The sequence below is a fragment of the Flavobacterium rhamnosi genome, assembly GCF_048286515.1.
GTDB lineage: Bacteria > Bacteroidota > Bacteroidia > Flavobacteriales > Flavobacteriaceae > Flavobacterium.
In genome coordinates, this window is the sequence record NZ_JBLVPS010000008.1 from 63,938 (window position 1) to 90,726 (window position 26,789).

Here is a 26,789-nt window from a genome sequence, read left to right on the forward strand (position 1 = left end):
GGTTGCTGATAGCCTTAAGTAAATGAGAATTTTTCGTAAGAAACGCTAAAAACACTTTAATGAGAATTATTTCATACAACGTCAACGGAATCAGAGCTGCCATTTCAAAAGGATTTATTGACTGGTTACAACAAGCAAATCCAGATATTATTTGTCTTCAGGAAATTAAGGCAACGGAAGACCAAATCCCCGTTGAAGATATTGCGAAAGCGGGCTATCCCTACCAATATTATTATTCAGCAACTAAAAAAGGCTATAGTGGGGTGGCTATACTTTCTAAAATTAAACCGAATAATGTCGTTCATGGAACCGGAATTGGCCACATGGATTTTGAAGGAAGAAACCTTCGTGCTGATTTTGATGGGTTTTCTGTGATGAGTTTGTATTTGCCATCGGGGACAAATATCGATCGATTGGACCATAAATTTATGTTCATGGACGATTTTCAAAGCTATATCAACGAACTAAAAAAAGAAACACCGAATCTTATTATTTGTGGCGATTACAATATTTGCCACGAGGCAATCGACATTCATGATCCTATCAGAAATAAAAATGTTTCCGGATTTTTACCGCAAGAAAGAGCATGGCTTGACGGATTCATGAAGTCAGGATTTGTGGATAGTTTTCGCCATTTCAACAATGAGCCGCACCAATATTCCTGGTGGAGTTACCGTGCGGGATCAAGAGGAAACAACAAGGGCTGGCGCATCGATTATAATTTAGTTAGTGATTCTCTAAAACATAAACTTAAAAGGGCCGTTATTTTATCTGATGCAGTGCATTCTGATCATTGCCCGATTCTGGTAGAAATCGAGTAATTGTCTCCTGAGCGAATTCAAAAGCGATGAATTGTTTTGCGATTTACTATAATTGAATTTTTTGCTTTCAAAACAACAATAGAAACAACATAAATACAAACAAAATGATTAAAAGAGTTTCCATCGGATTAGTAGTATTGGCACTTTCAACCTCCTGTGTATCTAAAAAAATATACAATGACTTAGAAAGTAAATTCACCGATTTAAAGAAAGAAAATAGAACCCTAGCAGATGAAAATGCAGATTTATTAAAAGCTAAAAATCAAGTGGAATTAGATCGCGACGGTTTAACCTCAGATTTGAACAAATCAAAATCTGAACTGGAAAAATTGAAAGCAGATTACGCTGCTGCTCAAAATAAATTCAAAGTCTTACAAGATTCCTACGCTGCCTTAGAAAAAAACAGCAGCGAAGCTTTGCAGAGTAATATGAAGAAAAATCGTGATTTGCTGGAGCAATTGGATGAAAAAGGAAAAGCATTGGCATTAGAACAAGAGCGTTTAAACAAAAATGCACAGCGTTTGCAGGAATTGGAAGATTTGATTGCTGCCAAAGAAGCCAGTATGAAAAAACTAAAAGAAACTTTGTCAAAAGCCTTGAACAGTTTCGAAGGAAAAGGGTTGACAGTAGAACAGAAAAATGGGAAGGTATATGTTTCTATGGAGAATAAACTACTTTTCAATTCGGGAAGTTGGGCTGTAGGTTCCGAAGGGAAAAAAGCAGTAATTGAAGTAGGTAAAGTTTTAGGTGATAACCCGGAAATCTCTGTTCTTATTGAAGGGCATACGGATGACGATGCTTTTACCGCTTCAGGGCCAATTGCTGATAACTGGGATTTATCCACCAAGAGAGCCACAGCAATTGTAGCTATTTTAAGCGAAAATAAAAAAATAAACAAGCAAAGTCTTACCGCCGCAGGAAGAGGAGAGTTCTCTCCATTGGCCAGCAACTCAACTGCTGAAGGAAAAGCCAAAAACCGTAGAATAGAAATAATTCTGACGCCTCGATTAGACGAAATTGCAGAAATGCTGAATGATATTAATTAAAAAATCGGCACAGGTTTACAAGATAGAAAGGTTCAAAGTTTTTTGCTTTTGAACCTTTTTCTTTTGGAGCATACCTTTGTATCTTTGCCATTCTGAACTTTGAATCTTAATTATGAAATACACTACTTTATCCAATACTGATGTGAAAGTCAGCAAAATCTGCCTCGGAACCATGACTTTCGGACAACAAAACACAGAATCGGATGGTCATGCCCAGATGGATTATGCCTTAGAAAGAGGAATCAATTTCTTTGATACTGCCGAAATGTATTCTGTACCGGCGCGTAAAGAAACCTATGGTAGTACGGAGAAAATTCTTGGAACTTGGTTCAAAAAAACGGGAAAAAGAGAAGCGATAGTTTTGGCTTCTAAAATTGCCGGACCTAATCCAAATTTCACCTACATGCGCGAAAAAAATGACTTTTCGCCTGCGAGTATCAGGTTTGCATTAGATCAAAGTTTACAACGCCTGCAAACGGATTATATTGATTTATACCAATTGCACTGGCCAGAACGTAAAACAAACTTTTTTGGACAACGTGGTTTTAAAGTACAAGAAGACTCTTGGGAAGATAATATTCATAATGTTCTCGAAACATTAGATGGTTTTATCAAAGAAGGAAAAATAAATCACATTGGACTTTCTAATGAAACTCCTTGGGGAATTATGCGTTTTCTGGAAGAAAGCAACTATAATAATTTGCCAAAAGTGAAAACGATTCAAAATCCCTATTCGTTATTGAATCGACTTTTTGAAGCGGGTTCTGCTGAAATTTGCAAGAGAGAAAATGTTGGTTTATTGGCCTATTCACCGATGGCTTTTGGCGTTTTATCCGGTAAATTCCTAACTGGTGAAAGTCTTCCAAACGCCAGAGTCAATTTGTTTCCGCAGTTTTCAAGATACAGTAGTGCACAATGTACCGAAGCTACACGATTATATCAGGAAATTGCAAAGAAAAATGGGTTGACGCTAACGGAATTGTCTTTGGCATTCATAGAGCAACAGCCGTTTGTAACCAGCACAATTATTGGCGCTACGACAGTAGAACAATTAAAAGAAAATATCGATACGATTCAAGTGTCGCTTTCGGATGAAATCTTAAAAGCTATCGATGAAGTTCAAGCTGTTATTCCTGATCCGGCACCGTAAATTAATATTCCCTCTCAGAGTGCAAAACTAGGAGAGGGCTATTTTGACCTAAAGATCAAATTCTTCGTCTACCGCTAATGAGTCCACTTTTATTTGCGTAGAATCTTGTGCTTTGAATTTAATAAAAGATTTTGCAGGACCAGAAATAAATATAGGTAATGACTTGTAAATAGTGTCGTCCGGAGTCAAAACTCCTCTTCGAAGCATTATATTAGTTAAAAAAGATTCTTGTTTTACGGCAAAATCTTTCAACATGCCTTGGTCATTGAACTGGTACATAAATTTTCTAGGACTTGGAATAATTCGAGCGAGATACAAGCATTCATTCAGCGATAACTCCGAAGGTGTTTTTTGGAAATAAAACTGACTTGCCTCTCCAATTCCATAGATATTTGGACCCCATTCGATAATGTTAAAGTATACTTCGAGCATGCGCTCCTTGCTGACGATTCGGTTATTTTCCAAGATGTAAACCAGTAAAATTTCTTCCAGTTTACGAGAAACAGTTTTCTCTCGACTTAGAAAAACATTTTTCACCAATTGCATGCTAATTGTGCTTGCGCCACGTGAAAACTTTTTGGTTTTTATATTCTTTACAATAGATTGTTTAAATGCCTCGTTGATAAAACCGCGATGCGAAAAGAAAGAAGGGTCCTCGGTCGTCAAAACGGATTTTCTCAAATAGGGTGAGATTTGGTCTAAAGGAGTGTAGTTTGGATTGGCTGAACCGACTAAAACTGGGCGTTGCAGAACATTCTTTATAAGTGCCCGATAAACAAATTCTCCATTGAGTTTATTAAGATTTGCTTCGCCATATTTTGTGATTTTTAGGTTTTCTTTATTTAATTTGCTGTCAAAAATCAGTTGATTCGGTTTGTTTTTATTGAACATAAAATTTAATTTGTAATCAAAGTTACCTTTAGCTTCCATTCCTTGAAAATGGGTGAATAAGCCCTCAGGAAGTGATACGATAAAGTCCTGCGCTTTCATTTTTGGAATTGCCACCTTGAGTTTGTAAACGGTGTCTTTTTCAGTTTCGTACGCCAGATAGGGATGAAATTTTATTTTGTTGAACTGCACTGTCGAAGTACTGTCAATTGAAATGAAATCAGAGCCCAACAAGAAACGATAGTCAAATTTTGTATTTTTAAAAAGGACATCTTTACTGGCTATTTTTGGATGATTTACTTTTAAATTGCTAATAGCCATGAAGCCGTCAATATGCAATTCATCACCATCTTTATCGATGTTTGTAATATTCAATCGGATAGAATCAAAGCTCGATTTCAGGTTGTAACGCTCATCAAAGTAAGGCACTTTTATGGCACCGGTGTCAATATTTACGAAACGAATATCGGCTTTTTTATTTCGTGGATCAGCAAACCCTTTGATTCTCCAACGCTGTGTAAAGGTATTGGTTTGTACTTTGATCGAAGTTTCGATTTGTTTGTTTACCAGTCTTAGTTTTTGGAAATTAATGGTCGCTTTTTTTCCGTTGTCATTTAACCGAAACGAAAGATTGTCCAAAACCATATCGGTTGGAACTAAATTCAATGCTTTTGAGATAATTCTATAAGCAAATTGAGCGTAATCCCTTTTTTCGTTGCTTATTTCTGTTTGCTTGTCTTTTTTTAGAAAGGCATCAAAATTTCTAACTTTTCCCTTCTTTACTAATTGTATATAGCCATTCTTGATTTCTAAAGTTCCAAGTTGGACATCCCCTATTAATAACTGCCATAAGTTGACACTTGTTTTTAATTTTTGTATTTTAAAAAGCGTGTCTGCATTTTTTGGAACTAATACTACATCGGAAAGATTTACGCCAGAGATCCCGTCAAAAGAAGCTTTTTTTACAGAAAAAGTACTGTTGTAATCAATTTCCATTTCATTGGAAACTTTCGCAATAGTTTGCTTCAAAACCGCATCACGGAATAGGTAAAAAGCAATAATTAGAGCCGCAAATAATACAGTAAGTATTTGTACCGCTCGAATTATTTTTTGTTTTCCGGTTTTCATAAACAGTTTCGTATTTAAAAAAGCTAAAATAAGTAGCATTTGAAATCTAGCTTATAAAGAAAAGGAAAATTATACAAAAGGAAAGATTTTTATAGTTTTCTTTAGAATTTTGACGTGTAAGGATGATTTTATTTTCATTTTAAAACAAAAAAACTACAACCTAAGTGCATTGTAGTTTTTAAATTATTATAGGAGCTTTAAGTTAGCTTTTAGGTTCGGGTTCTTTGAATTCATATGGGTTATAAAATCTTCTGACTTTAGCCACAATCTCGTTTAAGGTCATTTTATCTTCCGTTTCAACTGATTTGAGTTTTCCTGGTTCAATTAAATTATCATCAATTAATTTTTGCTCCAGTTTTGTTTTGGTTTGTGCAGGACCAAAAACAATGAGTTCGTCCGATTTTTTAACGTAAGTCAGTACTGATTTTATAAAATAATCCAGTTCTTGATCTTTTCGGTCATCAAATTTTTTATCACTATCGCCATGATGACCCGCCGAAAAGGTCCCTTGATTGCCTTCTTTGTTATGATAAACACTGTTTTCAACATCAGAATCTATTTCGGTAATTTTTTCTGTATCACCATCAAGAGCAACAATTATTGCTTTTGAGGAGTCTATCCAAATGCCAGTTTGTCTTTTCATGTCTATGATTTTTAAGTTAAAGTAGAATGTTTAAAAACAGCTTTATTTTGATTTAAAAATGGTTTATTACATATTATTGTATTAGAATAGTACTTAGTTGACTTATTAGAACGTGTTCTGATTTGTTTTTTTCTAAAAAAGAATTTGCAATTGCATTTGCCGTTTTTAGAATTAAGGTTATGACTTGCGGAGTAAACAAATGTTCATGCTCTTTTCTGAAGATTTTAAAATCAGTAAGGACTTGTCCCGGATCCCATTTGTTAGCTACAAGCCAATCAAAAACAATTTCAATTTCATAGGCTGTGTCGTCCCCAAATTCGTTAAAAGTATTTTCAAGTGGAAGCCATTCTGTCTTTATAATTTCTTTTAGTTGTGCGATTTCTTCTGTACGAATTGTTTTGTCTATGGCCGCAATACAATAGAACACTTTTCCTAAGTGTTCATAGAGGTGAGTCATGGTTTGGTGTGATGGTTTCATTTTTCAATCTTTAGATAAAAAAACAACACATAAATTTACAACAAAATAATGAATCCTATTCCTGATTTTTTATTTTTTATTAAGCGAAAGTGTATTTCTATAAAATGCAACTAATTGAATTTCAAATTAATGAAACAAATCGAATTCTTTGTGAACTTGGAGTTTCTTCTGTTGGTTTTTAATAAGACACTTCTTAAAAAGTAGAATTTGTAGCAAAAAAAGGATGCCTTTCTTTCTGAAATGACATCCTCTTTTTTTATGAAATTTAAAAAATTATTTTTTCGAATATTCTTTTTCTAAAAACAAATAACGAGCGTCATTTTCAGCTCTTTTTGATTTTGAATTGACATCAATAATCATGATTTCTGGTTTTTCTTCGTTTTTTGCAATAGACCATACAGGGAGTTTATCACCGTTTGGATTTCCTGTTTTAATGAAGTTTGCAAAAAAGTTCATCATTGTATCAGACACTTTGAAATCATCTTCTGTCCAATTGTAATCTTTATTGGTTGCCAAATTTCCCATTGCATATTCTATTTCAGCAGAATGAACGGCTCCTTTTGGTTTGGGTGCTTGTGGGATATTTTTGTCTTTTTTAATGACACCGCCGGCAAGACCTGCTTCAAGGCTATTGTCCCTCATTTCTGGTCTGGGATGTACGTAATAATAGCGGTATACAGGCTGTGTGCTGTTTTTTCGATGCAAATCGAACCATTTCCAAGTGCTGTAGGCAATAAATCGATCACCAGATAAATCAGTAGCAGATTGCTCGGTTACTTCTGGGGTTCCTACGGGATATAATTTTAAGACTTCCTCGGCTTTATTGCCATACAATTCTTTTATATTCTGAATATAGCTCTCATTGTCTAAATCTTTTCCCTTTGTTAAAGCGCGATAGCTCATTTCCTCTGAATTCCACCCTAACAATAAAGGTACCATAGCTTGTTGTTTGGCTTCAAAAATTTCCGGTAGCGATTTTGGTAAAAAGTAACCGTCAATTGTTGTTTTGAAAACACCTAAACTTGTTCCAGCGGATTTTTGATACAATTCGAAAGTAGACATTGAGCGAAGTTCTTTTAATGAGGAAGCACCGATTTTTTTAGCAAATTCAAAGCCTGTTTTTTCAGCTTCGGCCAAAGGAACTGGAGCTAAAGTAGGGAAGATTGAACCACCACTTTCGCCAATAGCCCCTGCAATAAGACCTGTTGATAATGGAGAAGCCATTTGAGCGCTCACGGCAATTGAACCTGCCGATTCTCCTGCGATGGTTACGCGTTTTGGGTCGCCTCCGAATTTTGCAATATTGGCCTGTACCCATTTCAGGGCTGTGTTTTGGTCTAAGAAGCCATAATTTCCCGATGCGTGATTAGGAGATTCTTTGGTCAGTTCCGGATGAGAGAAAAATCCCCAAATCCCCAATCTATAGTTTACCGTTAGTGTTACGATTCCCTTTTTTGCCATGTTTTCGCCATCATACCGATTTTCAGAACCATCGCCTGCAGCAAAACCACCTCCATAGAAATAAACTAAAACGGGAAGTTTTTCATTGGAAGATTTGGCAGGAGTCCAAACATTGAGGTAGAGACAATCCTCACTCATCCCATCACTCCTAAAGCCCATATCTCCAAATATATTAGATTGGATTGCTCTGGGGCCAAATTTTTTCGTTTGTTTTACACCTGCCCACTTGGTTAAATTCTGAGGTGCTTTCCAGCGTAAATCGCCAACTGGAGGCTGTGCAAAGGGAATTCCTTTAAAGCTCTGAATATTTGTTTTTACATCAAATTCACCTTCAATAATTCCATTTACTATGGATATCTGAACAGGAAAAGCATTTTGATTTTCGGCATGTTGCGCTTTGGAAAAGAATGGAATTGCCAGTAGCAGTAGTCCAATGTATTTAATTTTAGGATTCATAGATTTATTGGATTTTATCGTGTAATAGTATTAGTTTTCATAAAGGATAAATAGTTACAAGTAAAAACTTAATAATAGATGCATTTCACTTATTTCCTACATTTTGTTATAAATCTAGAATTGTTCAACAATTTGTGAAATGCTATAGTCAAGGTCTTTTTAAAATACATTGCTACCCAAATAACTCACTCGCCACATCCTCAATCTTAGCGACCAAGCGAATTTTGATTCCTGTATTTTTCAAAGCGATTTTATTGTATTTGGATACAAAAATAGTAGAAAATCCCAATTTTTCAGCTTCCTGAATGCGCTGATCCACACGGTTTACTGGACGAATTTCACCAGAAAGACCCACTTCTCCGGCAAAACAAAAATCTTTATTTACAGGGATATCTTCATTTGATGATAAAATAGCAGCTACAACAGCTAAATCAATTGCGGGGTCATCTACAGAAATTCCTCCGGTTACATTGAGAAAAACGTCCTTGGCTCCCAAGCGAAAGCCTGCTCTTTTCTCTAAGACGGCCAATATCATATTCAGTCTTTTGGCATTGTAGCCTGTTGTACTGCGCTGCGGTGTTCCGTAAACAGCTGTACTCACTAAGGATTGAATTTCAATCATCAGCGGGCGCATTCCTTCAAGTGTAGATGCAATCGCAGTCCCGGATAATTCTTCATCCTTATGTGAGATTAATATTTCCGAAGGATTTGAAACTTCTCGCAAACCATTTCCCAGCATTTCATAAATACCAATTTCAGCAGTAGAACCAAAACGGTTTTTTAACGAACGTAAAATACGGTAGACGTGATTTCTGTCGCCTTCAAATTGCAAAACGGTGTCCACCATGTGTTCCAGGATTTTTGGTCCGGCAATGTTTCCGTCTTTGGTAATATGACCAATAAGAATTACGGGAATATTAGTTTCTTTCGCAAATTTTATGAGTTCGGCAGTAGTTTCTCGTATTTGTGAAATACTTCCTGGCGTTGATTCAATATAATCAGTATGAAGTGTCTGAATAGAGTCGATAATCACGATTTCAGGCTGAATGGCTTCAATTTGTTTAAAGATATTTTGAGTTTTGGTTTCGGTAAGGATATAGCAATTATCGCCGCTCGGTGTGATTCTTTCGGCGCGCATTTTTATTTGTTTCTGACTTTCTTCGCCGGAAACATATAAGGTTTTATAAGGTAGTTTTAAGGATATTTGAAGTAAAAGTGTACTTTTTCCTATGCCAGGCTCGCCGCCTAAAAGGATGAGTGAGCCAGGAACTATTCCGCCCCCAAGTACGCGATTGAGCTCTCCATCAGTAGTGTCCATGCGGATTTCCTGAGTAGAATCAATTTCGTTTATTTTTAATGGTTTAGGTGTTTTATTACTCGAAGTTACTTCGCTCTTCCAAGCTACTTTTTCTTGTTTTTGAATGATTTCTTCGGCTATAGTATTCCATTCTTTACAAGAATTACATTGTCCTTGCCATTTGGCATATTGCGCTCCGCAGTTCTGACAAAAAAAAGTAGTTTTTACTTTTGACATTATTTTTTTGGTGTTAAACTTTTCATAGCGTCATATTTTTGATACATCATGTCTTTGGTTAAATTACCAATTTCCTCTAATTGTGAAGCAGTTTGATATGATTTTGCTGCTTTTTTTGTGTCACCCGTTTTTTCATACATAAGGCCTAATTCATAATCGGCAAGCATGGATTTCGGATAGTTTTTCTTGGCAATATCAGATAATTTATCCAATTCTGGGTAGGCTTTGTTTTTTAGAATAGCGGCTTCGATTGCTTTGAAATCATTAATTCGGATAGGAATCTTTAAGCCTAAGTTTTTAGAAATAAGATCGTATTTGTTGGTCAGATAATCCACATAACCCGTTTGTAGGACTGCAATTTTTTCTGTGTATTCTGTTGATGAAATAGGCTTGTAAGAATCAAAAAACTGATACAAAGCATTCGGTATCGAATAAAGTACGAGTGAATAATGAGACGCCCCTTTAAAATTATCAAATTTGTAATTGATTAAGGGATTTGTAACCAGTTTCATATTCTGGTCAAGAGTTTTTATAGGTTCCTGTAGTTTTTTTACATCACCATCGCCTGTAGATTGGTAATAGAAAATGGGTTGTTTTGAGTTTGAAAGTTTTTCTGGAATGTGATTTTCCATGTTTGGAGCAAGTTCTGGACTTAGAGAAATATAGGCGTTAAATAATGGTGCATCCTTGTACAGAAAAAAGTTCAGATACCCTGCGGTAGTATCGTGCCCCGCAATAATTCGGAATGGTGCGACACGGTATTTTTTCTCAAGATACGGGAGTAATTCGCTTCCGATAAATTCGAAAAATTGGGCTCCTTTTCCTGAAGGTATGCCGTCAACGGCATCATAATTACTATCTTCTGTTCGTTCGTCTTTTTTGTTTTGAGTAATACCAACGATTATAGTTTCCGGTAGATCATCCCAATAAGTACCATAATTTAAAGCGCCGTAAAATGGATCAAACAAGTAGTCGCCATCCAGTAAAATCATTATAGGATACTTTTTGTTTGTGTTTTTTTCATAAGATGGTGGTAATCCGATTGTGATTTCTCGACTTTCACCCAGCTTATTTGAATCGAATGGTTGCGTTGTTTTTTGAGAAAATACCGAAATAGAAAAGAATAATAAGAGTAAAATCTGTTTCATAATTTTGGATGTTTTAGAAATTATATTCAATCTAAATGCAGTAGCAATATAATACTTTTATTAAAACAGAAACAGCAAAAAACAGGGCAGTTCGAAAACCGACATATTTTTTGCTATTTCTGAAAAATATAGCATAGAGTACCTTTAAAAAAGTGTTATAAAGTACTTTTATGAATTAAATTTCTAAGATAACTAGGTCAAAGAATTATCATTTTCATTAGGGAAAATAATCCAGGGCGTGAAGGTTTTGGCTTCTTCAAATTCTAGCAGGGCATACGAAATAATGATAATTATATCGTCTCTTTGCACTTTTCGGGCAGCTGGTCCGTTTAGGGTTATAATACCTGAATTTTTTTCGCCTTTGATAGCATAGGTGTCAAAGCGTTCGCCATTGTTGATGTTTACAATGAATACTCTTTCTCCTTCAATGATATTGGAGGCTTCCAGTAAAGCTTCGTCTATGGTAATGCTTCCGATATAATTTAAATCGGCTCCAGTTACTTTTACTCGGTGTATTTTTGATTTTACGACTTGAATTTGCATGCTACAAAAGTAAATTAATTTAATGAAATGGTGTCAATCAAACGAATATTGTTGACAAATACGGCAATAAAAGCGCGGTATTTTTTATTTTTATTTTTTCTGGTGCAGGGAAGAAGCGTGGCTTCATCTGCAATTACGAAATATTCTAATTTAAAAAGAGGATGTTTTTCGAACGATTTTTGAACCCATTCCGCTACCGATTTAGCACTCTTTGTTTTGAATTTTTCTTTCGCAATAGTTAATGTTTTGTAGATTATTGCTGCTTTTTCTCTTTCCTCTGCTGATAAACGTTCATTTCTGGAACTCATAGCGAGACTGTTAGCTTCCCTAAAAATGGGACAGCCAATTACGTTTACTTTTAAGTTGGCTTTAGCAACCATCTTTTTTACAATTTGTAATTGTTGAAAATCTTTTTCTCCGAAATAGGCATTTGTAGGTTCTACAATTTTAAAAAGACGCTTAACAATAGTGCCAACACCATTAAAATGGCCGGGTCTGAATTCGCCTTCCATCTGATCTTCTAAGCCGTCAAAATCAAAAGATTGAGACAGGGGTTGTCCGTCGTAAATGTCCTCGACCGTTGGAGCATACAAGATAATTTCTGAACTCAACGCGGTAAGTTTTTTCACATCTTCTTCCAATGTCCTAGGATATTTTGCTAAATCTTCCGGATTGTTGAATTGGGTAGGATTTACAAAAATACTCACTATGGTATTTTCATTTTCCAACAGCGATTTTTGCATTAAAGCCAAATGTCCTTGATGTAACGCGCCCATAGTTGGAACAAATCCAATAGTGGAATTCGAAGTTTTGATAGATTTCAAATAGTCTCTCAAAGCAGCTTTTCCATAGAAAATATGCATGGTGGTATTATTAAAATTAAATGCAAACATAATATTTTAGTTAATAACTGCATAAATTTTTGTAATTTTGCGTGGTTTTTATTACCAATAAACTAAGTAAATTACAATATGAAAGATAAGAGGATATTATATGTATCATCTGAAGTGGTGCCTTATCTCGCTGAAAATGAGGTTTCTTTAATGTCTTATGACGTGCCGAAAATGATTAATGATCAGGGAGGACAAATAAGAATTTTCATGCCTAGATATGGAAATATAAATGAAAGAAGACACCAGTTACACGAAGTAATTAGACTTTCGGGGATGAATTTGGTAGTAAATGACTTAGATATGCCATTAATTATAAAAGTGGCTTCAATCCCTAAGGAGAGGATACAAGTTTACTTTATTGATAATGATGAATATTTCAAAAGAAAAGCCACATTTGCTGATGAAGAAGGTGTTATGTATCCAGATAATGATGAGCGGGCTATTTTCTTTGCAAAAGGAGTTGTAGAAACCGTAAAGAAATTGAATTGGGTTCCGGATATTATTCATGTTCACGGATGGATGGCGGCAATGTTGCCTATTTATATGAAACATTTTTATAAAAACGAAGCTTTGTTTTCGGAAACAAAAATTGTTACTTCCGTTTACAGTCAGTCTTTCGAAGGAACATTAGATGTCGAAATGATTAATAAGGTGAAGTTTGATGGTATTCCTGATGATGCAATAGCTGATTTAGCAATTCCGGATTATGAGAATATTATAAAAGCAACTGTTATGCATTCAGATGCTGTAATTATTGCTTCAGAAAACCTGTCTTCAAGTTTAACAAAATTTATAGAATCTTCGGGTAAACCTTTTTTACCTTTCACCCCGAAAGACAAATTCGCGGAAGCGTATACTAATTTCTATAAAAACGAAGTTCTTTAAATTAAACTTTTATTATTAAATATGTACAATATTTCTTTTTTTAAGAAAATGCTTGTTTTAACAAGCATCGTTCTTTTGTATTCATGTGATAAAGATTATAATGCGATTGGTGGAGATTTAATTGGTGATAACCATTTTTCGCTCACGCAATCAACATTTAGTGTAGTAGCTTACAATCAAAAGGTAGGGCCGATTGAGTCCAATAATTTGGCAGTTAATGCTTTAGGGATGTATAAAAATCCCGCTTTTGGTACAACAAGTGCAAATTTCGCTACGCAATTGATTTTAGCCACACCTAATCCAACAATAGGAGCTAATGCAGTTATAGATAGTGTTTACTTGTCAGTACCTTATTATAGTACTTTGAAATCAACAAATACAGACGGAAGTCATGTGTACGAGTTGGATTCTATATATGGTGCAGGTACAGCGAAAATTAAACTAAGTGTTTTTGAATCTGGATACTTCATGAGAGATTTGGATCCTATTGGAGGGTTTAAAGAATCTCAAAAATATTTTACCGACCAAAAAGCGGATTTCGAGAATGCTAAAGTGGGAAGCCGTTTAAATAATAATGCGAACTTATCGCAGAACGATGCGTTCTTTTTTGATCCTAAAGAAATTGTGGAAGCAACCAAGGACGATGCAGGTAAAGTCACTAATACACGTTCAGTTCCAGCAATGCGCCTAAAATTAGATGCGGAATTTTTTAAGAATAAAATCATAAATGCTCCTGCAGGAAAGTTGGCGACAAATGAGGTTTTCAAAGAATATTTTAGAGGCTTGTATTTTAAAGTTGAAAAGGGAGAGGGTAGTGATGGAAGCATGGCTATGTTGAATTTTAAATTAGGAAAAATAACCATAAAATACAAAGAAGATTTGGCTTCAACAACTGGAGGTGCGGCAACAAGAGTGGAAAAATCTATAGTTCTGAACCTGTCCGGTAATACGGTGAGTTTGTTGGAAGAGAGTGATGTAAATACTGCCTATACTTCAACAGTGGCAGCTTCAGATGCTTCATTAGGTGATGAAAAATTATATCTAAAAGGAGGAGAGGGTTCTCTGGCAATTTTGGATCTTTTTAGTATTGCCGGTGAACTTGAAGAAGTTAGAAGTAACGACTGGCTTATTAATGAAGCAAACCTTGTTTTTCACATTGATGCTGGTGCGATGGCAAATAGTCATGAGCCTAACAGGATTTATTTGTATGATTTGACAAATAATAGACCTCTTGTTGATTATTTTGATTCGTCAACCAATAGTGATCCTAAAAAATCAAAAATGGTATTCGATGGTATTATAAATAAAGAAGTTGTAGCTAATGGAAGAGGATTAACTTATAAAATCAGAATTACAAATCATATCCGCAATCTTATAAATAATGCCGATTCTACAAATGTAAAGTTAGGATTAGTGGTTACAGAAGATATTAATACAAGCACTTCTTCCAAAATGAGAACGCCAAATGCATTTATTTCTCAAGCGCCAAAAGCGAGTGTTATGAGTCCGTTAGGGACAGTTCTTTTCGGAGGAAAATCAACAGTTCCTCAGGACAAAAGATTGAAACTTGAAATTTTTTATACAAAACCTAATTAAGTAAAAATTATGTGTGGAATTGTTGGATATATAGGTTATAGAGAAGCTTACCCAATTGTAATAAAAGGGTTGAAAAGATTAGAATATAGAGGATATGATAGTGCTGGTGTCATGTTATATGACGGCGAAAACTTAAAAATTTCAAAAACTAAAGGTAAGGTTGTAGATTTAGAAGAGAGAGCGTCTAAAGAAATCTCAATAAACGGAACGATAGGAATGGGACATACGCGTTGGGCGACACATGGAGTTCCGAACGATGTTAATTCACACCCTCATCTTTCCAATTCAGGTGATTTGGCCATAATTCACAATGGAATTATTGAAAATTATGCACCGTTGAAAAAGGAGTTAGTAAAAAGAGGATATATTTTTCATTCTGATACCGATACTGAAGTTCTTGTAAATCTTATTGAGGAAGTTCAGAAAAAAGAAAAATTAAAAATTGGTAAAGCTGTACAGGTGGCTTTGAATCAGGTTGTAGGTGCTTACGCGATTGCAGTTTTTGATAAAAAGAATCCAGATGAAATTGTTGCGGCTCGTTTAGGAAGTCCTTTAGCTATTGGTGTAGGTGAAGGTGAATATTTTATTGCTTCCGATGCTTCTCCATTTATTGAATATACGTCTAACGCTATTTATTTAGAAGATGGCGAGATGGCAAATATCAGGTTGCATAAACCAATGAAAGTAAGAAAAATTAAAGATGATTCTTTAGTTGATCCTTATATCCAAGAGCTTCAAATGAATTTGGAGCAAATTGAAAAGGGAGGTTACGATCACTTTATGCTGAAAGAGATCTATGAACAACCAGACGTTATAAAAGATACTTATCGTGGAAGACTTCATGCAAATGAAGGGATTATCCAAATGTCAGGTGTTGAGGACAATTTAGAAAAATTCCTAAATGCTGACAGAATAATAATTGTGGCTTGTGGTACTTCATGGCATGCGGGTTTAGTGGCTGAATATATATTTGAAGAGTTTGCCCGAATTCCTGTAGAAGTAGAATATGCTTCTGAGTTTAGATATAGAAATCCTATAATAAACAGCCGTGATGTAGTTATTGCGATTTCACAATCAGGAGAAACGGCTGATACAATGGCTGCTATTAAATTAGCAAAAGAACACGGAGCATTTGTATTTGGAGTTTGTAATGTTGTTGGTTCTTCGATTTCAAGAGAAACTCATGCAGGTGCCTATACTCATGCAGGACCAGAAATAGGTGTTGCATCTACAAAAGCATTTACTACGCAAATTACAGTGTTAACGATGATTGCTTTGCGTTTGGCAAAGGCTAAAGGGACAATGTCTAATACTGACTTCCACAGGTATTTACAAGAGTTAGAAATCATTCCTGAAAAAGTAAGAGAGGCTCTGGAAACAAATGAAAGAGCAAAAGAAATTGCTGCTGCATTTAAAGACGCTCCTAACTGCTTGTATTTAGGAAGAGGATATAACTTTCCGGTTGCTCTTGAAGGGGCTTTAAAGCTTAAAGAAATATCGTACATCCATGCGGAGGGTTATCCTGCTGCAGAAATGAAACATGGTCCGATAGCATTAATTGATGAACATATGCCTGTAGTGGTTATTGCTCCAAAGCAAGGTCATTATGATAAGATTGTAAGTAATATTCAGGAAATCAAATCCAGAAGTGGAAAAATTATTGCAGTGGTGACCAAGGGCGATACTCAGGTTCGTGATTTGGCTGACTACGTAATCGAAATTCCAGAAACTTCAGATGCTTTATCTCCGTTAATAACTACAATTCCTTTGCAGCTTTTATCCTATCATATTGCTGTTATGCGAGGATGCAATGTAGATCAACCTCGAAATTTAGCAAAATCAGTTACTGTGGAATAACAATACAGATTAACTTTAAATTAAAAAGCCTCGAAAAGATTTTTCTTTCGAGGCTTTTTTTTTGCTTCTTGTTTTTATTTTACAAAATTTATGCGAAAATGAATTTTTTGTCCTTTTGTTAACTTTTATTAAATAGTTAAAAATTAAGAAAATTATTAAGATTAATGTATTTATTGTATGCGTGCATAATGATTTTTTTGTTTTTTTGCTTAATTTTTAACAAAAAAACAAAAAACAAAAAATGTAGAATAAATATAAACGGACCAAAATCACTGATAATTATGAAATTTTTTAGGCTCTTTTTTATTAATATGAAAAATATTTGTATTTTGGCGTCATAAACCAACAAACTTTAGTCCAATGAGAATGTATTTACTTTTTTTGTCATTGTTTTTTTGTAGCCTGACTTTTGCTCAAAATTCAATTTCAGGCATTGTTACAGACAGTAACAATCAACCTATACCTGGAGCCAACATCAAAATTGTTGGAGAAACTGCCGGTACTATTACCGACATCGATGGAAAATTCACTTTAAATTCATCGAAAAAACCACCTTTTGTAATAAATATTACAAGTGTAGGATATGGTTCTCAAAGAGTGACTGTTTCGTCAAATAATCAAAAAGTAACAGTTAAGCTTGCTGATGAAGAAACTAAACTTAATGAGATTGTAGTTTCAGCTTCAAGAACCCCGGAAAGAGTATTGGAATCTCCAGTTACAATTGAAAGAATGAGTATAGCTGATATTAAAAAATCGGCATCTGCGACTTTTTATGATGGTTTAGAAAACTTAAAAGAAGTTCAAATGAATACTAGTAGTTTGTCTTTTAAATCAATAAATACGCGTGGTTTTGCCACAGTGGCTAATACCCGTTTTATGCAATTGGTTGATGGAATGGATAATGCTTCACCATTGTTGAATTTTGTATTAGGTAATATGATTGGTGTTTCGGAAATTGATGTTCAAAGTGTAGAGTTGTTGCCGGGAGCGTCATCTGCTTTATATGGAGCAAACGCTTTCAATGGTATTTTATTCATGAACAGCAAAAGTCCATTTACCAGTCCGGGAATTACCGCTTATGCAAAGTATGGACAAACAAGTCAGGAAGCTGCGGGATCAAATGACTTCGTTGATTATGGAGTACGAATGGCTCATGCGTTCAGTCCGAAGTTAGCTGGAAAGGTTAACTTTACTTATATGCGTGGGACAGATTGGCATGCTACAAACTACGACGACAAGACTGTTGTGGGAAGAGATAGAAGTAACGTGAATTATGATGGTATAAATGTCTACGGTGATGAGGTTACTACAAATATAAAAGGAGTTGGGCAATCATTAGCCGCTTTGGGTTTAATACCAGCAGCGGCTGTAAATTTACTTCCAAATTATAATGTTAGCAGAACAGGGTATAATGAAGTGGATTTAACAGATAACAGAGCCAGTAATACTAAAATTGACTTTTCGCTTCATTACCGACCTTTTGGAAATGAAAATTTGGAAGTTATCTGGCAAAGTAAGTTTGGTTTTGGAAATGCTGTTTATCAAGGAGCCAATAGGTATTACCTGAATAATTTTTCTATGCAACAGCATAAATTAGAGTTTAAAGGGAAAAACTTTTTTTTAAGAGGTTATACTACAACTGAGGATGGTGGAGAATCATATGATATGCTTTTCACAGGAATCAATGTCAATAGAAAATGGAAAGATGATAAAACATGGTTTGGGCAATATGCAGGAGCTTATGTACAATCTACGTTAGCAGGAATGACGCCTGAAAACGCACATATTATGGCAAGAAATACTGCTGATACTGGAAGGTTTCTTCCTGGTACTCCAGAATTTAAGGCCGCTTTTAATCAAGTGATTGCTGATCCAAGCGTACTTACGGGATCAAAACTTGTTGATAATTCTAGAATATACCATTCTGATGCCAATTATAATTTTAAAGATTTAATAAAATTCGCAGAAATTCAAGTCGGGGGATCCTATAGACAATATCAATTGAATTCTTACGGAAGGATTTATACTGATGCAAACGGACCTATATATTATAATGAATATGGTGCTTATACACAATTAACAAAAAGATTTTTAGAAGAACGATTGAAATTTACAGGTTCTATTCGTTATGACAAATCAAAGAATTTCGACGGTAGTGTATCGCCAAGAGTTTCTCTTGTTTATTCTGGAGGTGAAAGCAAAAAACACAACTTTAGAGCTTCTTTTCAAACCGGTTTTAGAAATCCATCAACGCAAGATCAATATATTGGATTTAATGTAGGAAGTGCAATATTGCTTGGTTCAGCTCCGGACAATTTAACAAGGTATAGTGAAACTTTACCAGTTTCTACTGCAATTGGTCAAGCTTTTGCTGGCGGATCATCTGTCGTTATGACTGGTTTGAATGCCTATAATAATTCATATACCGCTTCATCAGTGCAGGCATTTAGTGCATTGGCGCCTACTGATCCCATTGCAGGATCAGCTTTATTAAGAAAAACAAATGTCAGTTATGTGAAACCAGAGCAGGTGAAAGCATTTGAATTAGGTTACCGTTCATTGATAAAAGATGTGTCAATTGATATTAATGGATATTATAATATTTACAATGATTTTATTGGGAATCTAAATGTTGTAGCTCCGTTTTATGGTACAGCAACTGATGCGCCAAATCCTTTGGCAGGACCAACAGATCCTGGTACGCAATCATTACATGCGCTTCAAAACAGTAATTTTAGAGCGTATCAATTATATACTAATACTAATATAGAAATCAAATCGCTAGGTTTTGGTCTTGGACTTTCTAAAAAAGTGTATCGAAATTTTGAAGTGGGTGTGAATTATAATTTTGCAGAATTTGAGTTCGACCAGGCAAAAGATCCGAGTTTTGAAGCAGGCTTCAATACACCAAAACATAGAGTAAAAGCATCATTTGGGAATGAAAAATTATTTGATAATTTCGGATTTAATGTTAGCGGAAGATGGAATAGTGAATATTTATGGCAATCAACAATGGCTGACGGTATGATCGCTGCTGCGACAGTAATCGATGCTCAGGTTAATTATAATATGCCAAAGTTAAAATCAACACTAAAACTAGGAGCTTCAAATATTGGTGGTAAGGAATATACTCAGGTACTAGGTGCCGGATTGATAGGGCAACAATTTTTTGCTTCTTGGACAATCAATCCGTAATTGAGTCAATAATTTAAAAAAAAATACAAACATGATAAAAAATTTCAAATGGCTACTTTTGGTTTCATTAACCTTTATGGCATGTGATAGTAATGATGATGAGGCTATTGTTGAGGAGCCTTTGACGGCTGGAACAGCAAATTTTTCTAACTATGTTTCCTTAGGGAATTCGTTAACGGCGGGTTTTAGCGATAATGCGCTTTTCAAAAAAGGACAAGAAGGTTCCTATGCTAACATCTTATCGCAACAGTTTGCTTTAGTAGGTGGAGGTGCCTTTAAAATTCCTTATACTAGTGATAATACAGGAGGCCTTTTGTTTGGAGGGGCTCAAAACCCGGCTTTTGGTCCAAGATTGTATTTTAATGGAACAGCTCCGGTATCAGTTGCCGGAACCCCAACAACCGAAGTTTTTAACCCAGCTGTAGCGGCGGCAGGTCCTTACAACAATGTAGGTGTTCCTGGAGCTAAAAGTTTTCATTTGCTGTCGCCTACCTATGGTAGTGCAGCAGGTTTGGCAACAGGAACTGCAAATCCTTATTATGTGAGATTTGCTCCAAATGGCACTACATCTGTATTAAGTTATGCAATGAGTCAAAAGCCAACGTTTTTCTCTTTATGGATTGGGAATAATGATGTTTTAGGTTATGCGACAACTGGTGGTGACGGATCAAGTACTATTACACCTTCGGCAGGTCCTCCAGGAGTGGGTTTTGATGCAACTTACGGTGCTTTGGTTAATACGTTGACGTCAGAGAGCGCAAAGGGTGTGGTAGCTAATATTCCCTATGTAACGACGATTCCTTTTTTTACTACTGTTCCTTTTAGTCCAATAACTGCAAAGGTTTTGGGTGGAGGCAGCGAGGCAGTCGGAGTTGCAACAATAAACGCACTTAATGCGCAATTATACGGACCTCTTAAAAATGCATTAACTTTTTTCGGAGCTGGAGCAAGAATTAATTTATTGTCCGCTACTGCCGCAAATCCTTTATTGATAAAAGATGAATCATTGACTGATTTATCAGCACAGCTAACGGCTGCGTTTACGCCTTCGCTAGGCGCTGGAACAGCTGCGTTTTACGGAAGTGTTTTTGGTCAAGCCAGGCAAGCGACTGCTGCTGATTTGGTGCTTTTGACTACGCAGGGTGCAATTGGCGCTACACCGCCAGGACCCGCTACAGCTTTAAATAAACTTGGGATTACTTATCCTTTACAAGATAAGCATATACTGATTCCGACTGAGATTGCTGAATTGAAAGCGGCTACGGATTTGTTTAATATAACAATTAAAACTTTAGCAGATTCTAAAGGACTAGCTTTTGTGGATGCAAACGCAATAATGAGTCAATTGTTTAATGGAGGAATTGTCAGTAATAGTTTTACGATGCTGTCTACCTTTGTAACCGGAGGGTCATTTTCATTGGACGGAGTTCATCCTTCACCAAGAGGACAGGCATTGTTAGCTAATAAATTTATCTTAGCAATTAATGCAAAATATGGGTCAAATTTAAAGGGAGTAGATCTTGGTTCTTATCCAATATTGTATCCGGCCACATTGCAATAAAGAGATTGTAAATGTTAAAAAAACCACCTATTTTTACGAATAGGTGGTTTTTTATTTGCACCAAATAATAGGTTTTTGTTTGTTTTAAAACAAGATTAAAAACAAAGCAATAAAATTATACTGTTTTTTATAAAAAAAAATATTGATTTTATATTTTAAAAAATTATCTTTGCGCACTGAAAAAAGTGTCTAATCGAGATGTTTCGGTTGGGATTATTTCATAAACCTAAATAGCTATTTAATAAATACATAAGTAATGTCAAAAGTAATAGGAAAAGTTGCCCAAATCATTGGCCCAGTAGTTGACGTAGTTTTCAACGGTAAAGATGTTGAACTTCCAAAAATTTATGATTCGTTAGAAATCACAAAAAAAGATGGTACTTTATTAGTACTTGAAGTACAATCTCACATTGGTGAAAACACAGTTCGTACCATTTCGATGGACTCAACAGATGGTTTGAGTAGAGGTTATGAAGTAGTTGGAACAGGAAATCCTATCCAAATGCCAATCGGTGCGGATGTTTACGGTCGTTTATTCAACGTAATTGGAGATGCCATTGACGGTTTAGGTAATTTACCAAAAACTGGTGAAAATGGAATGTCTATTCACAGACAAGCTCCAAAATTTGAAGATTTATCTACTTCTTCTGAAGTTTTATTCACAGGGATTAAAGTAATTGATTTAATTGAGCCTTACTCAAAAGGGGGTAAAATTGGATTGTTCGGTGGTGCCGGTGTTGGTAAAACGGTATTGATTCAGGAGTTGATTAACAATATTGCAAAAGGTCACGGTGGACTTTCAGTATTCGCAGGAGTAGGAGAAAGAACACGTGAAGGAAATGACTTACTTCGTGAGATGTTAGAGTCAGGAATTATAAAATACGGTGATGAATTCATGCACTCTATGGAAAATGGAGGATGGGATTTATCTAAAGTTGATATGCTAGGAATGAGAGAGTCTAAAGCTACTTTCGTTTTCGGTCAAATGAATGAGCCACCAGGAGCTCGTGCTCGTGTAGCACTTTCTGGATTGTCTATCGCTGAATATTTCCGTGATGGAGCAGGTACTGATCAAGGTAAAGACGTTTTGTTCTTCGTGGATAATATCTTCCGTTTTACACAAGCAGGTTCTGAGGTTTCGGCACTTTTAGGTCGTATGCCTTCTGCAGTAGGTTACCAACCAACATTGGCAACAGAAATGGGTGCGATGCAAGAGCGTATTACTTCAACAAACAAAGGTTCTATTACATCTGTACAAGCGGTTTACGTTCCTGCGGATGATTTAACTGACCCGGCTCCGGCTACAACATTTGCTCACTTAGATGCAACAACAGTATTGTCTCGTAAAATTGCTGAGTTAGGTATTTATCCTGCGGTAGATCCATTGGATTCTACTTCAAGAATCCTTACGCCACAAATTTTAGGTGACGAGCATTATGACTGTGCTCAAAGAGTAAAGGAAATTTTACAGAAATACAAACAATTACAAGATATCATCGCGATCCTTGGTATGGAAGAATTGTCAGAAGATGATAAATTAGCCGTTTCAAGAGCTCGTCGTGTACAACGTTTCTTGTCTCAGCCTTTCCACGTTGCGGAGCAATTTACAGGATTAAAAGGAGTGTTAGTAGACATTAAAGATACTATCAAAGGATTTAATATGATTATTGACGGTGAACTAGATCACTTGCCAGAATCAGCTTTTAACCTTAAAGGTACTATCGAAGAAGCTATCGAAGCTGGAGAAAAAATGTTAGCGGAAGCTTAAAAATTATAAGTTATGAGTTATGGGTTATTTCAATTTTGAAAACTCATAACTCATAATTCAAAACTCATAATTATGTTATTAGAAATAGTATCACCAGAAGCAAAATTATTTTCGGGAGAAGTAACTTCAGTTACGTTACCTGGAGTTGACGGAAGCTTTCAAATTTTGAATAATCACGCACCAATCGTTTCTATTTTAGGAAAGGGTGTTGTGAAAATTACAGCTTCTAATTTTACTTTTGCAAAAGAAGTTGTAAGCAAATTCACTAAGTTAGATGATCAAAATTATACGCTAGCGATTATTTCAGGGACAATTGAAATGAAAGATAATAAAGTTATTGTTTTAGCCGACTAAAATAATACCGACTATAAAAAATTAAAGCCTAACGCAATCGTTAGGCTTTTTTTTGGTCCAATCCCAAAGGATTATATTCCAAACAATGTCATTTCTTTATAAAGTCTGTCACTTTAAAACTAATTGCTTCGTGGGCTTTCATAGCGCGAAGGTTTATAGGTGCAGCTTCAGTATCGAGGCAATCACATTCAGGATATATAAAAAGCGTAAAGTCTTTAGAATACCCCTTGTTTTCTATAATTTTTATTTTACAACTAGTTTCGAATTCCTTTCGGCATAATATTTTTCGTTGTATTTTCCAGCAATTACAAGTGCTCCTGAAATTAGAATAAGATTTTTAATTATATATTGTCCAACTAAAGTGGGACAATATGGAAATACGTCAAAGCAGATGGTTTTTAGGATGAAAACAGGAAAGAATGTAACAGCCATGTGCATTAATAACAATACAATTGTAAAGGGGATAAATCTTTTAATGAGTAATCCGAGACCAATAATCACTTCGCATATACCAAGGATTGGAATAAATATTTCTGGTTTAAACCAATACACTGTTTTTTCTACCAGATCGCCAGCAGGACTCATTCCGAAAATTTTTAAAGCACCAAACCAGACGTAAACTATTGCCAGAGAAACTCGCATCATAGTGATACTGTGTTTTTCCATTTTTTTACTAAAACTAAAATAAATAAAGTTGATTGATGGTTTCATAGTGGAATATTTGAATAGAATAATTTTATTGGTCTGCTGTTTTTCCAATTTGTTTGTGATTTGAAGTTAACAGTTAAAATAGGAATAGCCTAACAGATTTTCAACGTCTGTCAGGCTTTAGTTGATAGTGAGATAAAACACATCATCAACCGTACTATTTAGCTATTCTGCGCCATCGATAGCGGCTCTTGCAACAGCAAATCCACCTACTTTTTCGCCTAATTCAAGTCCCTTTTCGCAATCACTTCTGTAATGAATACATCCGAACATTCTGGAATCTGAGGCTTCTTTTGCCATGGCTGTAAAACTTTGCGCTTTTGCAGGAATGAAATGTGATAAAACTACACAAGCAGCAGCACTAAAGGTAGAATGGCCCGATACATAGGAAGGAAAATTAGGTGTTCCGGTCATTGTTTTTATAGTAGGGTCCATTTGTGATGGCCTTGGATTAAAGTAAGTGTATTTTGCATCCCAACAACTGATAGCGGCATCCATCATGGCAATGTTCAATAATGCCATATTTCTTGCCCATCGTACTTCACTGTAATTTTGTTCTACAAATGACGCAGATGCAATAGCGTTCCAGTGGCCGGGTGGCGTATAAGTTCCTACTCCATCAGCCCAAAAAGTAACAATTGCCATGTTCTTTTTGGATGGATTTTTGCCGTAATTTTTTATTTCTGCTAATTCCTTTGCAAATTGTTCTGATTTTGTAGAAGGTGGCGCAACTGGTCGACTGGCAACAACCATTTCAGGAGTCATCAGGAATGATTTTACTTTGCCAAACAATGGTAGCATTGGAGGTCTTGCAGGCAAATCTAGTGATAGCCAAGGCGTTTCTCCAGTGGCTATAGTTTGCGTCTCTAATTGTGTCCAGAGTGTTTGGTTTCCTATAGCAGCTCCAGCCCCATCACTTGCAGCGCGTGCAATAAATTTTGCTGCAATCTTTCTTCCGAGAATGATACCGGCATCGAGATCACTTCGAACATTAGCACCGCTTATAATACGATATAGTTTTTGTTCTTCCGATTTTTCGTTTATGTATGCGATTTCAGTTGGAAACAATAATTTTAATAATTCAACTGTAACACCAGATAATACACCATCTTCTGAAGGGTAGGAAGGCATGGAACTTTTTGGAATTAAAACTTGTAAAGCTGCATCAACGGTAAAAGGAGCTGCTCTATTGTATAATTTTTTATAATACCAAGTGGCAACCAATGCGTCGTATTGCGCAGCGCTTACATAAGCATAGGCTCTGGCCGCATAAGGTGGATTTGAAAATGGAAATTGCGGATTAGCAAACGGATTTGCCGCCAATGGTGCAGGATAGGTTCCGTCTTCGTTTTGATATGGAGGACGGTTGTGTCTGGCGACTAAAGTTCGCATGATTTCATTCCAACGCAAAACACCACCAGCACTCCAATATTTTATTATTCTTTTTTGATCTTCTGATATGTTGGCTTGATAGCTTTTTATTTCATTAATTTCTCGTATGAATGCAGGTGTGTTTGTTGCAACGGGTGCATCTAAAGAAAATTCTCCAGGAGTCGTCAATAAAAAAGTTTTCCAAGTTCCAGCCAAGTCGTCTGTATTAGCAGGATTTAAGGCTTGAAATTCATTTCGTTCCGTAATGTCATCACTACACGAATAGGTGCAGACAAAAAGTAAAGCGAGAAGAATGGTAAAGGCTGTTTTTTGTATGTTATTTTTCATCTTGGTTGTTCTTTTTTTTAAAATTAATTACATAAAATAGACCGCCATAGAAGGTGTCCGATTTTCCAACGTTTCTTCCTTGTACTACGTAATTATAGCCAGCTACAAGAGACAATTCGGGTATCTTTTTAAAAGTATATTTAGAACTAATTCCATATTTTAGTGCATTCATAGTGTTACTCGGAAAAGGCATATTGTTTTTTGTTATGTCAAATCCTCCAGATTGAGTTACCCAATTGTCTATTACAAATTCGGCAATCAATCTATTAGAACGATAACCCGCTCTAAAATTCACTGAAATAGCATCCGGCATATCAACTTCATTAGTATAGTGCATTTCATCAGTCAGATAGGCATCCCTATCGATGGTTATGTTCGCTCTCTTTATATATGCGCCAGATAGTGTGGTAAAGAAATTTCCTCTCTGATAATCTCCCATTAATCGCAATGAAACTGTTTTGCTTTTTAATCCAAGGCTCAATGGCAAATAATCAGCAGAATAATCGGATAGAGGAGTTGAAAAGCTTCCCAATGCATAAATGGAATAGGTTGCTTGGCCAATTGTTTTTTCTAAAGGCATATATTTTAACGTAAGCGAAAGATCCTGGATTCCCTTTTGGCCTTTCATGGTTCCGGCAGAAGCATTGGTTTCTATATACGGCAAACTAAAAATAGCATTCAATTTATCAGAGATGCCATAGTTTCCCATAAGTCCAAGTGATTTTGTTGATACGGTACCAAGATTTAAATTCGTTCTTTTAAGAGTTCCCTCCCAGTATTGATCCCAGCTACTATATTGATATATCGCTCCAATACAAAAATTATTTTTGCTCATCATGATTCCGTCAATATCTGTTTGAGCATTAATTAAAAAAGGTGCCAATAGTAGACAACTCAGGTAAAATTTTTTCATTTTTAGTAAAAAGGTTAGTTAATAATTAGTGTTTGGTCGGTATG

Annotated in this window: 21 protein-coding genes; 10 read left to right on the forward strand and 11 right to left on the reverse strand. The window is 35.6% G+C overall.

Annotated elements, in window-relative coordinates:
• The first annotated feature begins 59 nt into the window (after positions 1 to 59).
• The 3 genes from ACNQGN_RS08630 to ACNQGN_RS08640 all read left to right on the forward strand — a co-directional run bounded on the left by ACNQGN_RS08630 (position 60) and on the right by ACNQGN_RS08640 (position 3,017).
• A complete protein-coding gene (locus tag ACNQGN_RS08630) occupies positions 60 to 821 on the forward strand; it encodes an exodeoxyribonuclease III (RefSeq protein ID WP_417987424.1) in 762 nt (253 codons plus the stop codon).
• Positions 822 to 925: 104 nt separating this feature from the next.
• Entirely contained in the window at positions 926 to 1,867 is a 942-nt protein-coding gene (locus tag ACNQGN_RS08635) for an OmpA/MotB family protein (protein ID WP_417987425.1), read from the forward strand.
• A gap of 112 nt (positions 1,868 to 1,979) precedes the next feature.
• Positions 1,980 to 3,017: an aldo/keto reductase gene (locus ACNQGN_RS08640; protein WP_417987426.1), complete on the forward strand. Its 1,038-nt coding sequence runs from the start codon at positions 1,980 to 1,982 to the stop codon at positions 3,015 to 3,017.
• 48 nt (positions 3,018 to 3,065) lie between these two features.
• On the opposite strand, the gene ACNQGN_RS08645 is transcribed toward ACNQGN_RS08640, so the two are convergent.
• The 8 genes from ACNQGN_RS08645 to panC all read right to left on the reverse strand — a co-directional run bounded on the left by ACNQGN_RS08645 (position 3,066) and on the right by panC (position 12,189).
• Entirely contained in the window at positions 3,066 to 5,033 is a 1,968-nt protein-coding gene (locus ACNQGN_RS08645; protein ID WP_417987427.1) for a transglycosylase domain-containing protein, read from the reverse strand.
• Between the two features lie 202 nt (positions 5,034 to 5,235).
• Positions 5,236 to 5,676, reverse strand: coding sequence for a hypothetical protein (locus ACNQGN_RS08650; RefSeq protein ID WP_417987428.1), 441 nt, complete (start codon positions 5,674 to 5,676; stop codon positions 5,236 to 5,238).
• Between the two features lie 73 nt (positions 5,677 to 5,749).
• A complete protein-coding gene (locus ACNQGN_RS08655; protein ID WP_417987429.1) occupies positions 5,750 to 6,154 on the reverse strand; it encodes a hypothetical protein in 405 nt (134 codons plus the stop codon).
• A gap of 273 nt (positions 6,155 to 6,427) precedes the next feature.
• Positions 6,428 to 8,071, reverse strand: coding sequence for a carboxylesterase/lipase family protein (locus tag ACNQGN_RS08660; protein ID WP_417987430.1), 1,644 nt, complete (start codon positions 8,069 to 8,071; stop codon positions 6,428 to 6,430).
• A 172-nt stretch (positions 8,072 to 8,243) separates the two neighbouring features.
• Positions 8,244 to 9,605: a DNA repair protein RadA gene (gene radA, locus ACNQGN_RS08665; RefSeq protein ID WP_417987431.1), complete on the reverse strand. Its 1,362-nt coding sequence runs from the start codon at positions 9,603 to 9,605 to the stop codon at positions 8,244 to 8,246.
• Entirely contained in the window at positions 9,605 to 10,753 is a 1,149-nt protein-coding gene (locus ACNQGN_RS08670) for an alpha/beta hydrolase (RefSeq protein WP_417987432.1), read from the reverse strand. Before ACNQGN_RS08670 ends, radA begins: the two co-directional genes overlap by 1 nt.
• Before the next feature lie 192 nt (positions 10,754 to 10,945).
• Positions 10,946 to 11,296: an aspartate 1-decarboxylase gene (panD, locus tag ACNQGN_RS08675; protein ID WP_417987433.1), complete on the reverse strand. Its 351-nt coding sequence runs from the start codon at positions 11,294 to 11,296 to the stop codon at positions 10,946 to 10,948.
• Positions 11,297 to 11,310: 14 nt separating this feature from the next.
• Positions 11,311 to 12,189 carry a pantoate--beta-alanine ligase gene (gene panC, locus ACNQGN_RS08680; RefSeq protein ID WP_417987434.1) on the reverse strand — a complete coding sequence of 293 codons (879 nt, stop codon included), beginning with the start codon at positions 12,187 to 12,189 and terminating at the stop codon, positions 11,311 to 11,313.
• A 78-nt stretch (positions 12,190 to 12,267) separates the two neighbouring features.
• On the opposite strand from panC, the gene ACNQGN_RS08685 reads away from it, so the two are divergent.
• From ACNQGN_RS08685 to ACNQGN_RS08715, 7 genes are all read left to right on the forward strand, one after another.
• Entirely contained in the window at positions 12,268 to 13,074 is an 807-nt protein-coding gene (locus ACNQGN_RS08685) for a glycogen/starch synthase (RefSeq protein WP_417987435.1), read from the forward strand.
• A gap of 21 nt (positions 13,075 to 13,095) precedes the next feature.
• On the forward strand, positions 13,096 to 14,670 hold the full coding sequence (locus ACNQGN_RS08690) for a DUF4270 domain-containing protein (RefSeq protein WP_417987436.1): 1,575 nt from the start codon (positions 13,096 to 13,098) through the stop codon (positions 14,668 to 14,670).
• A gap of 9 nt (positions 14,671 to 14,679) precedes the next feature.
• Positions 14,680 to 16,527 (forward strand): glutamine--fructose-6-phosphate transaminase (isomerizing), encoded by a 1,848-nt coding sequence (gene glmS, locus ACNQGN_RS08695; RefSeq protein ID WP_417987437.1) that lies wholly within the window; start codon positions 14,680 to 14,682, stop codon positions 16,525 to 16,527.
• A 360-nt stretch (positions 16,528 to 16,887) separates the two neighbouring features.
• Positions 16,888 to 19,722 (forward strand): TonB-dependent receptor domain-containing protein, encoded by a 2,835-nt coding sequence (locus ACNQGN_RS08700; protein WP_417987438.1) that lies wholly within the window; start codon positions 16,888 to 16,890, stop codon positions 19,720 to 19,722.
• Between the two features lie 31 nt (positions 19,723 to 19,753).
• Positions 19,754 to 21,283, forward strand: coding sequence for a G-D-S-L family lipolytic protein (locus ACNQGN_RS08705; protein ID WP_417987439.1), 1,530 nt, complete (start codon positions 19,754 to 19,756; stop codon positions 21,281 to 21,283).
• 256 nt (positions 21,284 to 21,539) lie between these two features.
• Positions 21,540 to 23,051, forward strand: a complete 1,512-nt coding sequence (gene atpD / locus ACNQGN_RS08710) for a F0F1 ATP synthase subunit beta (protein WP_417987440.1) — start codon at positions 21,540 to 21,542, stop codon at positions 23,049 to 23,051.
• Between the two features lie 72 nt (positions 23,052 to 23,123).
• Positions 23,124 to 23,405 carry a FoF1 ATP synthase subunit delta/epsilon gene (locus ACNQGN_RS08715; RefSeq protein ID WP_417987441.1) on the forward strand — a complete coding sequence of 94 codons (282 nt, stop codon included), beginning with the start codon at positions 23,124 to 23,126 and terminating at the stop codon, positions 23,403 to 23,405.
• A gap of 243 nt (positions 23,406 to 23,648) precedes the next feature.
• Here the strand turns inward: ACNQGN_RS08715 and ACNQGN_RS08720 are convergent, their stop codons facing one another.
• From ACNQGN_RS08720 to ACNQGN_RS08730, 3 genes are all read right to left on the reverse strand, one after another.
• Complete coding sequence (locus ACNQGN_RS08720; protein ID WP_417987442.1) at positions 23,649 to 24,116, reverse strand: DoxX family membrane protein; 468 nt, start codon at positions 24,114 to 24,116, stop codon at positions 23,649 to 23,651.
• A 162-nt stretch (positions 24,117 to 24,278) separates the two neighbouring features.
• Positions 24,279 to 25,832, reverse strand: coding sequence for a vanadium-dependent haloperoxidase (locus tag ACNQGN_RS08725; RefSeq protein ID WP_417987443.1), 1,554 nt, complete (start codon positions 25,830 to 25,832; stop codon positions 24,279 to 24,281).
• Entirely contained in the window at positions 25,822 to 26,745 is a 924-nt protein-coding gene (locus ACNQGN_RS08730; RefSeq protein WP_417987444.1) for a hypothetical protein, read from the reverse strand. Before ACNQGN_RS08730 ends, ACNQGN_RS08725 begins: the two co-directional genes overlap by 11 nt.
• Positions 26,746 to 26,789 lie beyond the last annotated feature (44 nt).